This window comes from Methylorubrum salsuginis (assembly GCF_900114375.1).
Classification (GTDB): Bacteria; Pseudomonadota; Alphaproteobacteria; order Rhizobiales; family Beijerinckiaceae; genus Methylobacterium; species Methylobacterium salsuginis.
Genome location: NZ_FOSV01000002.1, coordinates 167,710 through 182,851, shown reverse-complemented (window position 1 = coordinate 182,851; position 15,142 = coordinate 167,710). Strand labels below are relative to the sequence as shown.

General features: G+C 69.1%; 11 protein-coding genes. 1 reads left to right on the top strand and 10 read right to left on the bottom strand.

Annotation, left to right across the window (positions count from 1 at the left end):
• The first annotated feature begins 90 nt into the window (after positions 1-90).
• Positions 91-1,329 carry an NO-inducible flavohemoprotein gene (gene hmpA, locus BM140_RS03560; protein ID WP_091942053.1) on the top strand — a complete coding sequence of 413 codons (1,239 nt, stop codon included), beginning with the start codon at positions 91-93 and terminating at the stop codon, positions 1,327-1,329.
• A 125-nt stretch (positions 1,330-1,454) separates the two neighbouring features.
• Here hmpA and dnaE read toward each other — a convergent pair whose 3' ends face one another.
• The 10 genes from dnaE to BM140_RS03510 all read right to left on the bottom strand — a co-directional run bounded on the left by dnaE (position 1,455) and on the right by BM140_RS03510 (position 15,142).
• Entirely contained in the window at positions 1,455-4,976 is a 3,522-nt protein-coding gene (gene dnaE / locus BM140_RS03555) for a DNA polymerase III subunit alpha (protein WP_091942051.1), read from the bottom strand.
• A 196-nt stretch (positions 4,977-5,172) separates the two neighbouring features.
• The gene (locus tag BM140_RS03550) at positions 5,173-5,874 is read right to left on the bottom strand and encodes a sulfotransferase family 2 domain-containing protein (protein ID WP_165616384.1); all 702 of its coding nucleotides are present in this window, start codon (positions 5,872-5,874) and stop codon (positions 5,173-5,175) included.
• A gap of 343 nt (positions 5,875-6,217) precedes the next feature.
• A complete protein-coding gene (locus tag BM140_RS03545) occupies positions 6,218-6,928 on the bottom strand; it encodes an ABC transporter ATP-binding protein (protein WP_091942048.1) in 711 nt (236 codons plus the stop codon).
• Positions 6,929-6,938: 10 nt separating this feature from the next.
• A complete protein-coding gene (locus BM140_RS03540; RefSeq protein WP_091942046.1) occupies positions 6,939-8,270 on the bottom strand; it encodes a lipoprotein-releasing ABC transporter permease subunit in 1,332 nt (443 codons plus the stop codon).
• Between the two features lie 10 nt (positions 8,271-8,280).
• Positions 8,281-9,606 carry a proline--tRNA ligase gene (gene proS, locus BM140_RS03535; RefSeq protein ID WP_091942044.1) on the bottom strand — a complete coding sequence of 442 codons (1,326 nt, stop codon included), beginning with the start codon at positions 9,604-9,606 and terminating at the stop codon, positions 8,281-8,283.
• A gap of 591 nt (positions 9,607-10,197) precedes the next feature.
• Positions 10,198-11,499, bottom strand: coding sequence for a sugar MFS transporter (locus tag BM140_RS03530; protein WP_207549423.1), 1,302 nt, complete (start codon positions 11,497-11,499; stop codon positions 10,198-10,200).
• A 120-nt stretch (positions 11,500-11,619) separates the two neighbouring features.
• The gene (locus BM140_RS03525) at positions 11,620-11,952 is read right to left on the bottom strand and encodes a DUF1467 family protein (protein WP_091942041.1); all 333 of its coding nucleotides are present in this window, start codon (positions 11,950-11,952) and stop codon (positions 11,620-11,622) included.
• A gap of 79 nt (positions 11,953-12,031) precedes the next feature.
• On the bottom strand, positions 12,032-12,436 hold the full coding sequence (gene mce / locus BM140_RS03520; RefSeq protein WP_091942038.1) for a methylmalonyl-CoA epimerase: 405 nt from the start codon (positions 12,434-12,436) through the stop codon (positions 12,032-12,034).
• A gap of 156 nt (positions 12,437-12,592) precedes the next feature.
• Positions 12,593-14,266 (bottom strand): ribonuclease J, encoded by a 1,674-nt coding sequence (locus BM140_RS03515; RefSeq protein WP_091942036.1) that lies wholly within the window; start codon positions 14,264-14,266, stop codon positions 12,593-12,595.
• An 18-nt stretch (positions 14,267-14,284) separates the two neighbouring features.
• Complete coding sequence (locus BM140_RS03510; protein WP_091942034.1) at positions 14,285-15,142, bottom strand: biotin--[acetyl-CoA-carboxylase] ligase; 858 nt, start codon at positions 15,140-15,142, stop codon at positions 14,285-14,287.

Here is a 15,142-nt window from a genome sequence, read left to right as displayed (position 1 = left end):
TCTCTTTCCGCCGATAAGGTGGATTTTCGTTGCACCTTTTCCAGCGCGGCCGTAAAAGGTTCATGCGATATGCATCTTTGAGAGCAGCCCATGCCGACTCCGCTATCCGCTCCCACCATCGCCCTCATCAAGGCCACCGTTCCCGCCCTCGAGGCGCACGGCCTCGCCATCACCCGCCGCATGTACGAGCGGTTGTTCGAGAACGCGGAGATGCGCGATCTCTTCAACCAGTCGCATCACGGTGAGACGGGCTCGCAGCCCAAGGCGCTCGCCCAGGCCGTCCTGGCCTATGCGCGCAACATCGACAACCTCGGGGTCCTCGGCGGCGCGGTCGAGCGCATCGCCCAGAAGCATGTGGCGCTCAACATCCTGCCCGAGCATTATCCGCACGTGGCCGACGCGCTGCTGGGCGCCATCGGCGACGTGCTCGGCGCGGCGGCGACGCCGGAGATCTGCGCCGCCTGGGGCGAGGCCTATTGGTTCCTGGCCGAGTTGCTGATCGGCCGCGAGGCGGCGATCTACCGCGATCTCGCGGCGCGGCCCGGCGGCTGGAACGGCTGGCGCGACCTCAGGGTCGAGAGCGTCACGGACGAGAGCGAGACGATCCGCTCCTTCGTGCTGGTCCCGGCCGACGGCGGCCCCATCGCCCGCCACGAACCCGGCCAGTATCTCGGCTTCCTGTTCGAGTTGCCCGGCCACGGCGTGCTGAAGCGGAACTACTCGATCTCCTGCGCGCCGAACGACCGCGCCTACCGCATCACCGTCAAGCGCGAGGAACGGCCGGGCACGCCGGCGGGCATCGTCTCGCATTGGCTGCACCGGCAAGCCGGGCCCGGCACGGTGTTGAAAGTGGCCCCGCCCGCGGGCGATTTCTTCCTCGACCGGGGGACTCTGGCGCCGGTCGTGCTCGTCAGCGGCGGCGTCGGGCTGACCCCGATGGTGAGCATGCTGGAGACCCTCGTCGCCGAGACGCCGGAGCGGGAGACGTGGTTCGTCCACGGCGCCCTGAACGGCCGGGTCCACGCGATGCGCCAGCATGTCCGGGGGCTGGTCGCCGGATCGGACAACCGGCACCTCCACACAGTCTACGCCGCCCCCGAGGCCAGCGACCGGCTGGGTGAACACTACGACGCGCAGGGCCTCATCACCGCCGACTGGCTGGTGCAGACGGTGCCGCCAGCGGCGACCTACTACCTGTGCGGCCCCAAGCCGTTCCTGGCGTCCCTGGTGAACGGCCTGCACCGCCGGGGCGTCCCGGCCGAGCGCATCCGCTTCGAGTTCTTCGGCCCCGCCGACGAACTGGTCGAGGACGAGCGCCAAGCGGCCTGAGTCCCAGGTTTCGAAAGGACGAGTCCTTTCGTGGGTCCAGGGCAAAGCCCTGGTCGGCGAAGCCAACCTCGGGGCTCTGCCCCGAGACCCCGCCAAAGGACTTGGTCCTTTGGGAACCCGGAATTTCAGTTCATCTCCACTTGGACCACGCCCGGCACGGCCCGGAGCGCGCCCGCGACCTGCGGGGTCGCCTGATAGCGGCCCGGCAGCTTGACCTCGACCTCGCGGTCACCGCCGTCGAGGATCAGGATCAGCGAGACCTCGCCCTCGCCGCGCAGCGACAGCTGCTTGTGCACCGAGCCGATCGGGCGGTCGTCGCGCAGGTAGATGCGCATGCCCTTCTGGTGGCGGGCGGCGGCCTGATCCAGCGGCTCGGCGGTGGTGATGCGGGCGCGCACGTCCTCGCCTTCGAGGTTGGCCTGCAACGTCAGCACCAGCGGGCGGCCGGGTTCGAGGATGTCGCGGTACTGGTTGAGCCCCTCGGAGAAGATGATCGCCTCGAAATGGCCGGTCTGGTCCGAGAGCGTGACGATGCCGAGCTTGTTGCCGCTCTTGGTGCGCCGCTCCGAACGGTCGAGCACCGAGGCCGCGACCCGGCCCACATTGGCCGAGCCCGCCCGCACCGCCCGGCCGAAATCCGCCCAGGACTGCACCCTGAGCTTCTCGAGGATCTGACCGTACTCGTCGAGCGGATGGCCCGAGAGGAAGAAGCCGATGGCGTCGCATTCGCGCTTCAGCTTGTCGGTGAGCGTCCAGAACTCGTGCGGCGGGATGCGCAAGGACACGTCGGCCGAGGCGACGCCGCCGAACATGTCGACGATGCCCGAAGTCTCGGCCTCGGCCGCCCCTTGCGCCATCTTCATCATCGGCTCGACGGCGGCCCAGGCGCGGGCCCGGTCCGGCTCGATGCAATCGAGCGCACCGGCCGCGATCAGGTTCTCCAGCGTGCGCTTGTTGACGTGGCGCGGGTTGAGGCGCCGGGCGAAGCAGGCCAGATCCTTGAACGGCTTGTCGCCGCGCGCAGCCACGATGGACTCGACCGCTGAACGGCCGACGCCCTTGATGGCGGCGAGCGCGTAGAGGATGCGACCCTCCTTCACGTCGAACACGACGCCGGAGGTATTCACGGACGGCGGCTCGACGGTGATCTTGAGGCGCTGCGCGTCCTGGCGGAATTCGGCGAGCTTGTCGGTGTTGTCGATGTCGAGCGTCATGGCCGCGGCCAGGAACTCGACCGGATGGTTCGCCTTCAGATAGGCCGTATGATAGGTCACCAGCGCGTAGGCCGCCGCGTGGGACTTGTTGAAGCCGTAATCGGCGAACTTGGCCAAGAGGTCGAAGATCTCGTTGGCCTTGGCTTGGGCGATGCCGCTCGCCTCGCAGCCCTTCACGAAGCGGTCGCGCTGGGCGTCCATCTCCGCCTTGATCTTCTTGCCCATGGCGCGCCGGAGCATGTCGGCCTCGCCGAGCGAGTAGCCGGCCAGGACCTTGGCGACCTCCATCACCTGCTCTTGGTAGACGATGATGCCGAAGGTCTCCCGCAGGATCGGCTCCAGCATCGGGTGCGGATACCAGCTCGCCTCGTTGCCGGCATCGCGCCCGAGCTTGCGCTCGCAATATACCGGGATGTTGGCCATCGGGCCCGGCCGGTAGAGGGCCACCAGGGCGATGATGTCCTCCAAGCGGTCGGCCTGCATCTCGCAGAGCGCCTTGCGCATGCCGGCGGATTCCACCTGGAACACGCCGACCGTCTCGCCCCGGCCCATGGGCTTGTAGGTCGCCTCGTCGTCGAAGGGGATTTTTGCCAGATCGACTTCGATGCCCCGCTGCAGGAGCAAGTCGGTGCAGCACCTGAGCATCGTAAGCGTTTTAAGTCCCAAGAAATCGAACTTCACGAGGCCGGCCTGCTCGACCCACTTCATGTTGAACTGGGTCACCCGCATCCCGGTCTTCGGGTCTCGGTAGAGCGGCACCAGCTCTTCCAGCGGGCGATCACCGATCACCACGCCGGCGGCGTGGGTCGAGGCGTGGCGGTGCAGGCCCTCCAGCTTCTTCGAGATCTCCATCAGCCGGGCGACGATCGGCTCTTCCTCGATCGCCTGCTGGAGCTTCGGCTCGCCCTCGATCGCCTGGACCAGCGTCACCGGGTTGGCCGGGTTCTGCGGCACGAGCTTGGTCAGCTTGTCGACCTGCCCGTAGGGCATCTCCAGCACGCGGCCGACGTCGCGCAGCACGCCGCGGGCCAGCAGCGTACCGAAGGTGATGATCTGCCCGACCTGCCGCTCGCCGTAGCGCTGCTGCACGTAGCGGATCACCCGCTCGCGGCCCTCCACGCAGAAGTCGATGTCGAAATCCGGCATCGAGACGCGCTCGGGGTTGAGGAAGCGCTCGAACAGCAGGCCGAAGCGCAGCGGATCGAGATCGGTGATGAGGAGCGACCACGCCACCAGCGAGCCCGCGCCCGAGCCGCGGCCCGGACCCACCGGGATGTCGTGGTCCTTGGCCCACTTGATGAAGTCCGAGACGATGAGGAAGTAGCCCGGGAACTTCATCTTGACGATGACGTCGAGCTCGAACTTCAGGCGCTTGCGGTAATCGTCCTCCGTGAAGCCCGGCGCGGTGCCGTGCTGTTGCAGGCGCAGTTCCAGGCCCGCTTCGGCCTGACGGCACAGCTCGGTCGGCTCGTCGGCGGCCACCTCCTGCACCGGCGCCTCGGCGGCTTCCGCCAGCACCTCGGCCATGGGCGCGGCCTCGCCCGCGGCCACGACGGAGAAGTTCGGCAGGATGGGTTTACGGGTGCGCGCCCGGACGGCGCAGCGCATGGCGATCTCGACGGTGGCGGCGAGCGCGTCCGGCAAATCCCGGAACAGCTCCAGCATCTGCGCGCGGGTGGTGAAGGCGTGGCGCGGAGTCAGCCGGCGGCGGCGCTCGTCGGAGACGAGGCGACCGTCCGCGATGGCGAGCAGGGCGTCGTGGGCGCCGTAATCGTCAGGCTTGGCGAAAAACGGCTCGTTCGTCGCCACCAGCCCGAGGCCATGGCGGTCGGCGAGCCGCAAGAGCTCGCGCTCGACCGCCCGCTCGTCGTCGAGCCCGTGGCGCTGGACCTCGACATAGAGCCGCTCCTCGCCGAACGCCGCCTTCAGCGCCTCCAGGCGCCGCGCCGCCTGATCGGCTCGGCCGGACCGGAGACAGGTGTCGAGCGGACCGGTCAGGCCGCCGGTCAGGCCGATCAGCCCCTCGACATTGCCCTCCAACGCGGAGACCGCGACGTTGGGGGCGGCTCCCAGCGGCCCGTCGAAATAGGCCCGGCTCGCCAGCCGCAGCAGGTTGCCGTAGCCGGTCTCGTCCTGGGCCAGCAGCACGATGTTGGCACACGCCGCCTGCGGCATCCGCGCCATCGGATCGGGCGCCTCGAAGCAGACGGTCAGCTGCAAGCCGGCGATCGGCTGGATGCCGGTGCCCGCGGCCTTCTCCGAGAATTCGAGCGCGCCGAACAGGTTGTTGGTGTCGGTGAGCGCCAGCGCCGGCTGCCGGTCGGCGGCGGCGGCTTTGACGATGTCGGCGACCTTCACGCCGCCTTCGAGCAGCGAGTAGGACGAGTGGACGTGGAGGTGGACGAAGCCGACCTCCTTCAGCGTGCGCGACATGAGGGACCCTGTTCGGAGCCTGCTCAAGATCGCCGATCAATGCCTTCCGAGTCTGTCACTCAAGGATCGCACCGAACCGGATATCCACCGCTTCGCGACCGCAAAGCCGCGGCCGGACCGGATCACGCGCGTCCGGACCGCTTTCCTGTGCGCAACCCGCCGGGCGCGGGAACAAACGGCGCCCGGATGCGAACGGTTAGTGAATCGGCGCCAAGGCTACCGCCCACAGCGCGACCGCGCCGAAGAGCATGCCGAAGGCGGTGAACTCGACGAGGTTGGTGAGGAACCCGCGCTTGGCCATGTGGTCGCTCCCTGGTGATGGAGCGAGTTTTGTTCTTGTTTTGTTCTTTGTAAAGCCCGAAACGGCGCGGGGCGGCGATAGAGTGAATGAACGGTTGACGAAGGCGCCGGTCGTGGCGGCACGGCCACGGAGATAATCGATCACCGCGCCGAGGCCGCTCTCCATGCGGAAGATGCGGGTGCCCTCCGGCACCAGCCGGTGCATCGGCAGCAGGTGGTTGTCGAAGGCGAAGCGCCGCCCGATCATGGCCCGGTCCAGGCCGAGCACCCACGCGTCGAAGCTCGCCTCGGGCGGGATCAGCCCCTCGACCAGCTTCTGGAACTTGTAGGCCGAGACGAGGCGCGGAAGCGGATCGCGCACCACCGCGAAGACGTCGTCGAAGAAGTCCGCCGGGAAGAGTCGCTCGAAGCTCTCGACATCGACATGCTGCGGCGAGCTGCGGGTCCAGCGGTCGGGCGGGCTCAGCTCGTAGAACTGCTCGTCGGCGAAGGCGAGGGGCCCGAACTGCGCCCGCAGATAGGCCTCGACGGCGGACCCGACCGCCTTGGGCACGTGGCAGTAATAGAGCAGGTGGCCGTTGATGCGAACGATCGGCATGGGCGCGGGACGAACTCGTCGGGGCAGGGACGGCCAGTACCGAAGGATACGCCTTCGTCCGATGCGTCTCGCGGGTGCGAAGCGCGACGGAGCGGTGATCGTGTTGCTGTTCGAAGCCATCACGAGATCGGAACCGGCTGGCAACCCCTGAAGCTCCGGAATTCACTCGGCAGACCTCAGGTTAGTTGAGCGACCGGCGTAGTCAGGCCCATTCGAGGCCATGAGCGGCCCCACCCCGGGCGGCCGTGTTGCGGTTGCGCACCGGCCCGCCTCGGGGCGTACGGATGGGGATCGGCAGGGTCGCGTCAGAGCCTGCGAGCGGCTCTTCCTTCGCGGATCGCCCCTACCCCAGCTGCTCGATCATCCCGTCGCGGATGGTCACCCGCCGGTCCATCCGGGCGGCGAGGTCCATGTTGTGGGTGGCGATGAGGGCGGCGAGGCCGGAGGCGCGCACGAGCTGAAGCAGGATGCTGAACACCCGGCCCGAGGTCTGCGGGTCGAGGTTGCCGGTGGGTTCGTCGGCCAGAAGCAGGCGGGGCCCGTTGGCCACCGCGCGGGCGATGGCGACGCGCTGCTGCTCGCCGCCCGACAGTTCGGCCGGACGGTGCGGCAGGCGCTCCTTGAGGCCGAGGAAGCTCAGGAGCTCGGCGGCCCGCGCCTCGGCTTCCTTGCGGCCGAGGCCGCGGATGAGCTGGGGCAGCACCACGTTCTCCAGCGCCGAGAATTCCGGCAGCAGGTGGTGGAACTGGTAGACGAAGCCCATCTCCTCGCGCCGCAGCCGGGTGCGCTCGCCGTCGGACATCGCGGCGGTGGGCTGGCCGCCGATATAGACCTCGCCGCCGTCGGGCCGCTCCAAGAGGCCGGCGAGATGGAGCAGCGTCGACTTGCCGGCGCCGGAGGGGGCCACGAGCGCGACGAGTTCGCCCGGCCAGATGGCCAGATCGGTGCCGCGCAGGATTTCCAGCGCCCCCTCCCCTTGCGGGTAGCGGCGCTCGACGCCCGAGAAGAACAGGGCCGGCACCGGCTGCGCGGCGCCGGCTTGCGACTGTGTCATGGAGATTCCGTCAGCCGTAGCGCAGGGCCTGCACCGGATCGAGCCGGGCGGCGCGCCAGGAGGGATAGAGGGTCGCGGCGAGCGACAAGAGGATCGAGGTGACGACGATGATGGTCACTTCGGTGGTGTTCATCTCGGCCGGAATCTCGGCGAGGAAGCGCACCGTCGGGTCCCAGGCGCCGGGAAACAGGGTGCGCTGGATCGGCTTGATGTTGAGGGTGAACAGCACCCCGCCGATCAGCCCGATCACCGTGCCGACGATGCCGATCAGCGCCCCGTTGATCAGGAACACCCGCATGATCGTCCCCGGCGTCGCCCCCATGGTGCGCAGGATCGCGATGTCCGAGGACTTGTCGCGCACCAGCAGGATCAGGCCCGAGACGATGTTGAGCGTCGCCACGATGACGATGAGGTTGAGGATGAGGAACATCACGTTCCGCTCCACCTCCAGGGCGCCGAAGAAGGTGCGGTTGGTCTGGCGCCAGTCGGTCAGGAGGACCGGGCGCTCCGCCGCCATCTCCAGGGGCTCGCGCATCTCGCCCACCGTGTCGGCGTCGTCGAGATAGATCTCGATCAGGCTGACGTCGCCGTCGCGGTTGAAGAAGGCCTGGGCCTCGGTCAGCGGCATGAAGGCCATGGTGGTGTCGAAATCGGTGACCCCGATCTCGAAGATCGCCTTCACGGTGTAGCTCTTGGAGCGCGGCGCGGTGCCGAACGGCGTGCTCGCCCCCTTCGGGGTCTGGAGCGTGACCTGATCGCCGGCCTGGAGTCCGAGGGAATCGGCGAGCCGTTTGCCCAGTGCCAGCCCGGTGCCGTCGTCGAACCCTTCGAGCGAGCCGCTCTTGATGGCCGAGGAGACGGCGGGGATCTTGGCGAGATCCGCCTCGCGCACGCCGCGCACCAGCACGCCGGACCCGCCATAGGGCGAGGAGGCGAAGGCCTGCCCCTGCACCATCGGCACCACGGCGCGCACGCCCGCCACCTTCTCCAGGCGCTCGGAGAGATCGACGTAATCGGTGAACAGCTTGTCGATCGGCGCGGCGAAGACGTGGCCGTTGAGCCCGACGATCTTGGAGCGCAGCTCGGTGCGGAAGCCGTTCATCACCGAGAGCACGATGATGAGGGTGGCGACGCCGACCGCGATGCCGAGCACCGAGAACAGGGCCACCACCGAGACGCCGCCGCCCCGGCGCCGGGCGCGGAGATAGCGGCCGGCGATCAGCCATTCGAAGCCCGCGAAGGGCCGCGTCGAGGCGCTCGCCCGCGCGCTGCGCAGGCGGGCCCAAGCCCCTTTCAGAGCGCCCTTCGCGCCGTCCGTCAGACTGCCGAGCGCCAGCGCCATCGCGATCGCCTCAGACGCGCCGCAGCCGGGCCGGCAGATCGACCGGGTCGAGCGTCTCGCGCTCGCCGGTGGCACGGCGCTTCAGCTCGATCTTGCCGTCCGCCAGCCCCTTCGGCCCGACGATGACCTGCCAGGGCAGGCCGATCAGGTCGGCGGTGGCGAACTTGGCGCCGGGCCGGTCGTCGCGGTCGTCGTAGAGCACCGAGAGACCCGCGGTCTCGAGCGCGGCCTGGATCTCGGCGCAGGCCGTGTCGCAGGCGGTGTCGCCAACCTTGAGGTTGATCAGGGCCACGTCGAACGGGGCGATGGCGTCCGGCCAGATGATGCCGGCCTCGTCGTGGCTCGCCTCGATGGTGGCGGCCACCAGCCGGCTCGGGCCGATGCCGTAGGAGCCCATATGCACCGGTCGCTCCTGCCCGTCGGGGCCGGTGACGACGGCCTTCATCGGCGTCGAGTACTTGGTGCCGAAATAGAAGATGTGGCCGACCTCGATGCCGCGGGCGGAGAGGCGAGACGCCTCCGGCACCTCGGCGAAGGCCGCCGTGTCGTGCATCTCGTCGGTGGCGGCGTAATGCGAGGTCCAGGCATCGACCACGCCCTGAAGGCCGGCCACGTCGTCGAAATCGACCGACGGCGGCGGCACCGGCATATCCAAGTAGGCGCGATCGCAGAAGACTTCGCTCTCGCCGGTCTGGGCCAGGATGATGAATTCGTGGCTGAGGTCGCCGCCGATCGGGCCGGTATCGGCGCGCATCGGGATCGCCCGCAGGCCGAGCGTCTCAAAGGTGCGGAGATAGGAGACGAACACCTTGTTGTAGGAGTGGCGCGCCCCGGCCTGATCGAGATCGAACGAGTAGCCGTCCTTCATCAGGAACTCGCGCGAGCGCATGGTGCCGAAGCGCGGGCGCACCTCGTCACGGAACTTCCACGAGATCTGATAGAGGTTCTTGGGCACGTCCTTGTAGGAGCGGGCGCTGGCGCGGAAGATTTCGGTGACGACCTCCTCGGCGGTCGGCCCGTAGAGCAGATCGCGCTCGTGGCGGTCCTTCAGGCGCAGCATCTCCTTGCCGTAGGCCTCGTAGCGGCCGGATTCGCGCCACAGGTCGGCGGCCTGGATCGTCGGCATCAGGATCTCGACGGCGCCCGCGCGGTCCTGCTCGGTGCGGATCACCTTGCAGACCTTGTCGAGCACCCGCAGGCCCAGCGGCAGCCACGCATAGATGCCCGCGGCCTCCTGGCGGATCATGCCGGCGCGCAGCATCAGGCGATGCGAGACGATCTCGGCTTCCTTGGGCGTCTCGCGCAGGATCGGCAGGAAGTAGCGGGAGAGACGCATCTTTCGACCTTGAACGGCTGGCGCGACCGGCGGCAGGAAGACGGGCCGGCGCGCGAGGCACACAACACATTGCGCCCACAAAATACAAGCGGTGACGAAGCACAGGCCGGGCGGGGGATGGCTGTCTCCCTTCAGCACGCCGTCATTCCGGGGCCGCGCAGCGGAACCCGGAATCCGCCCGCGATGCGACGCGGAAACGATGCCGTGCGGCCCGTCGTGGATCGCAGGCCTCCGGCGGCCCCTGCGGGTCCGGGTTCGCTTCGCGTCCCGGAACGGCGGCCGTGAGGGCGGGAAACAGCGTGCGCACCGCCCGTTTCGACCCGTCGGAAGGCAGTTTGCCGCAACCTCGGCAAAAAAGCGCCGCGAACCGTCTCCGGCCTGATGACAAAGGGAAATCTTCTTCCTATAAGCAGCGCCGCGATGGTCGCCGCCCCACAGAGGCGGCGAACGGTCCGAGTCTCGGGAGGAACAAGCAGCCGCCGCGCCGCAAGAAATGCGCGAGATAATGCTAGGCTGCAAAACACTCGATTGTTTCAAAGCAAGGCCTCGTGCCTTGCTTTTTGTTTTTCGGAAGCCCCTCGAACGCTTTCTCTATTCGGCCGGAAGCGCGGTCGGTCGGCCCAGCGCGTCGCGGGCATGGGCCAGGGCGAAGCCGGCGATACAGAGATAGCAGAGGGCCGGTGCGGTGAGCGCCACGGCGAGGCCGAAGCCGTCGGCCAGCGCCCCGGTCGCCACCGGCACGATGGCACCGCCGACGATCGCCACGCAGACGATGCCGGCCCCCTGCGCCGTGCGCTCGCCCAACCCCTCGATCGCCAGCGCGAAGATCGTCGGGAACTGGATCGCGTTGGCGAGCCCGACCGCGATCAGCGCCCAGCCCGCGAGCGGGCCCGTGCTGGAGGCCGCCAGAACGGCGAGCCCGGCCGCCGTCAGCGCCACCGTGCCGAGCGCCGCCCCCGGCCGGACCCGCCGCAGCACGAACGAGCCGACGATCCGCCCGGCGAGCGCCCCGCCCCAGTAGAAGCTGAGCAGGTGGCCCGCCTGCTCGGGGCTGGCGCCGAGCACCCGCGGCTGCTCCAGCCAGCTCACCATCAGCGTGCCGATGGCGACCTCCGCGCCGACATAGAGGAAGATCGCCGCCGCCCCCAGCGCGAGGCGCGGCTGCCGCAACAGATCGAGCCCGAGTCCGGCCGGGCCGGCGGTCTCGGCGCTGCGCTCCTCCCGCACCCGGCGGCGCAGGAACCAGAACAGGATCGCGAGCGCACAGAGCCCGGCGGCGATGACGAGGAAGGGCGTGCGCACCACATCGGCCTCGGCCTGGCGGGCGGCGGCGAGGGCGGCCGGATCGGTGCCGGTCGGCGCGACGGTGTGGGCCAGGATCGTCCAGGCGCCGACGATCGGGCCGATGGTGGTGCCGAGCGCGTTGAAGGTCTGAGCCAGGGTCAGCCGGCTCGACGCCTGGGCCGGATCGCCGAGCCGCGCCACCAGGGGGTTGGCCGCCACCTGCAATACGGCAATCCCCGAGGCCATCACGAACAGGGCCAGCAGGAACATCGGAAACAGCCCGCTGCGCGCGGCCGGCGCGAAGAGCAGGCAGCCCGCCGCCATCACCACGAGGCCGACGACGAGGCCGCGCATGGCGCCGATCCGGGTCACCATCGCACCCGCCGGCAACGAGATGAGGGCATAGGCGGCGAAGAAGCAGAACTGGGTGAGCGTCGCCTCGGTGTAGCTCAGCGCGAACAGGCTCTTGAGCTTGGGCGTGACGATATCGACGAGGACGGTGGCGAGCCCCCAGGCGAAGAACAGCGCCAGCATGAACGGCAGCAGCCACGTGTTGCCGCCGCCCTCGCCGTCGGCGGGCGGGCGCGGCCCTGCCATCATCGCGGCCATGGCGTCTCTCCCTGTCGGCTGTCGGTCTGCGCCGACGGCACGAAAGCAAGGTGTGGGCGGGCTCCGGCGCCTGTCAACGCGGCGCGCGGGCCGGGGCGAACGCCGCGACGGGCGGCCCGTTCACAGCCTCGCGAGTGGGAAGATCAGGATAGCGGCGATGAAGGCGGTGCCGGCGAGCAGCGTCGTCAGCAGCGCTTTTTCCCGCAGCCGCGGCGCTGCCGGCGCGCCGGGATCCTGGCCCGGCACCAGCCGCTGCGGATCGGCCTCGGCGGCGTTGCCGAGCGGCAGGATCGCGAACAGGAAGGTCCACCACAGCACGAAGTAGAGCGCGAGCGCCCCGAAGATCGTCAGCGCGAACCCCTTCACCGCCACCGCCACCAGCACGGCGACGAGCGCGGCCACCGTGAGGAGGGTCAGCGGAGTCGAGGCGGCGAGGGTGCGGAGGGGGGTCATGGAAGCAAAACTTTCAAGCGCCGAGGGCGCTGACGCATTGCCCTCCCCCTTCTGCGGGGGAGGGTTTTGGGGCTGGCCTTCAGACCTGCTCCAGCTCGACGAGCGTCCCCAAAAAGTCCTTCGGGTGCAGGAAGATGACCGGCTTACCGTGCGCGCCGATCTTCGGCTCGCCCGTGCCGAGCACGCGGGCGCCGGCCGCCTTCATCTGGTCGCGGGCGGCGATGATGTCGTCCACCTCGTAGCAGACGTGGTGGATGCCGCCGGCCGGGTTCTTGTCGACGAAGCCCTGGATCGTCGAGTTCTCGCCTAAGGGCGACATCAGCTCGACCTTGCTGTTGGGCAGTTCCACGAAGACGACGGTGACGCCGTGCTCCGGCTGGGGCAGCGGCTCCGTCACCTTGGCGCCGAGCGTGTCGCGGTAGACCGCGGTCGCCGCGTCGAGGTCCTTCACCGCGATGGCGACGTGATTGAGCCGTCCGATCATTTTTTCGAATTCTCCCTGCCCGAACCTGAAACCGTCCTTGCGAGGCGAGGCGTCAGCAATCCAGAGCACGACATCTCCGCAGAGGTCGCGACCCGGATCGTTCTGCCCACGCTCGCAACCACGATGCGGCGCAATCTAGCGCGCCGCACGAGACTGTCACACCTCGACCACCTGCACGTGGCAGGCGGGCTTCTTGCCCCAGGCCTCGTTGACGGCGGAGCGGATGGCGCGGTCGACCGCGTTCTCGACCGCTTCCGAGTCCTTCATCTTGCCGCGCGGCAGGTTGCCCAGCGTGCGGTGGACGATGTCCACCACGGTGTCGAGCAGGGGCTCGCCGCTGCGCCCGCGATTGGGCAGGCCCATGATGTCCACCGCCGGCTCGCCGACCACCATGCCGCGCTCGTCGATGGCGATGGCGACCGAGACGATGCCGGTCTGGGACAGCTTGCGCCGCTCGGGGATCGCCCGATCCTTGTGGTCGATCAGGACGTTGCCGTCCTTGTAGAGCCGGCCGGCGCGCACATGCTCGACCACCTCGGGCTTGCCCGGTGCGAGGCGCACCACGGCGCCGTTGCGGGCCTTCACCACGGTCTCGACGCCCTGGCTCCGGGCGAAGCGGGCATGCTCGTCGAGATGCAGCGCCTCGCCGTGGACCGGCACGACGGCCTTCGGCCGGGTCCAGCCATACATCGCCACCATCTCCTCGCGGCGGGGATGGCCGGAGACGTGGACGAGTTCGGTGCGGTCGGTGATGACCTCGATGCCGGACTCGATCAGGTCGTTGATGATGGCGCCGACATCGCGCTCGTTGCCCGGAATCGCGCGCGACGAGAAGATCACCCGGTCGCCCGCGGTGAGCGAGATCGCCGGATGGTCGTCGCGCGAGACCCGCGACATGGCCGCCCGCGGCTCGCCCTGGGAGCCGGTGAGCAGGCAGACCAGCTTGTCCCGCGGGATGTGGCCGAAGGATTCGGCGCCGCGGAAGTCTGGCAGGCCGTCGAGGTAGCCGCATTCGCGGGCGACATCGATGACCCGGTCCATGGCGCGGCCGACCGCGATCACCTCGCGGCCGCAGGCCTGGGCGGCCTCGGCCACGGCGCGGATGCGGGCGACGTTCGAGGCGAAGGTCGTCACCGCGACGCGGTGGGGCGATTCCTGGATGATGCGTCGGAGGGTCGCCGACACCTCGGACTCGCTCGGGCTACGGCCCTCGCGGAGCACGTTGGTCGAGTCGCAGACCAGCGCCAGGATGCCCTCGTCGCCGAGCGCCGTGAAGGCTTCCGGCGAGGTGGTGTCGCCGGCCACCGGCGTGTCGTCGAGCTTCCAGTCGCCGGTATGGACCACGAGGCCGAACGCGGTGCGGATCGCCACCGCGTTCGATTCCGGGATCGAGTGGGCCACCGGCACGAACTCGATCTCGAACGGGCCGACGGTCACCCGCTTGCCCGGCTTGATCTCGCGCAGGTCCACCTTCGGGGCGCCGGGCTCCGAGAGGCGGCGCGTCTCCAAAAGCTGCTTGGCGAAGCGCGTGGCGTAGACCGGCGCCTTGAGGCGCGGCCACAGCTCGGAGATCGCGCCGATATGGTCCTCGTGCGCGTGGGTGATGAAGATTCCGAGGAGATCCTTCTTGCGCTCCTCGATGAAGGCGAGATCCGGGAACATCAGGTCGATGCCCGGCAGCCCCTCCTCACCGGCGAAGCCCATGCCGCAATCGACCATGATCCATTTGCGCTGCTTCTCGGGACCGATCCCGTAGAGGCCCGCATTCATGCCGATCTCGCCCACGCCGCCGAGCGGCACGAAGACGAGCTCGTCCTGCCGTGTCGTCATCTTGTCGTCTATCCAGTTTCAAGCCGCCGTCGCGGCACGTCCGAAATGCACCTCGCCCGCCGTCACGGTTCGTCGTGTTCCGTCCGGGGCGAGGATCACGAGCCGCCCCCCCTCGTCGATCGTGTCAAACGTGCCCGACAGCACCGTCTCCGCGGTTCGCACCGACACGGGGGCCCCGACCCCCGCCGCGCGCTCCAGCCAGAGCTGCCGGATGTTTTGGAATCCGCGCCCCTTGTTCCAGATCCGGGCCGCTTCGACAAATCGTTCCGTCAGGGATTCGAGCAGAATGGGCGCATCGACCGCATGCGCGGGGCGAAGGGCCGCGGCCGGATAGGGCAGATCGTCGGGCGCGGCGGCCACGTTGACGCCGAAGCCGATCACCACCGCGCGCCGCCCGCCGGGGAGCTGCTCAGCCTCTAACAGGATGCCGGCGAGTTTTTGGCCGTCCATCAGGACGTCGTTGGGCCATTTCAGGCGGAAAGCTTCCTGTCCCCTCCCCCTTGCCGGGAGAGGTAGGGGTGGGGGTGGTGCAGAAGGCACCGCCGCCTCCCCGCAAGGAGGAGGAGAGACCCGCGCCACATCCCGGATCGCATCGACCAAGGCCACACCGGCCACGAATCCCAAGGTCGCGACCATTTCCGGGGCCACGCCCTGGACCGGCCAAAGCAAACTCGCGAACAGATTGCCCTCGGGCGACTGCCAGACATTGCCGCGCCGGCCCCGGCCCGCCTCCTGCACGCGGGTCGCGACCCAGAGCGGTCCGGTCTCGCCGTCGCGGGCGCGGGCCAGCGCCTCGGTGTTGGTCGAGCCGAGGCGGTCGTGGCTGTGCAGGCGGTGACCGTCCAGGCGGGCCGCCGGGCTGAGCCGGAAGGTCAT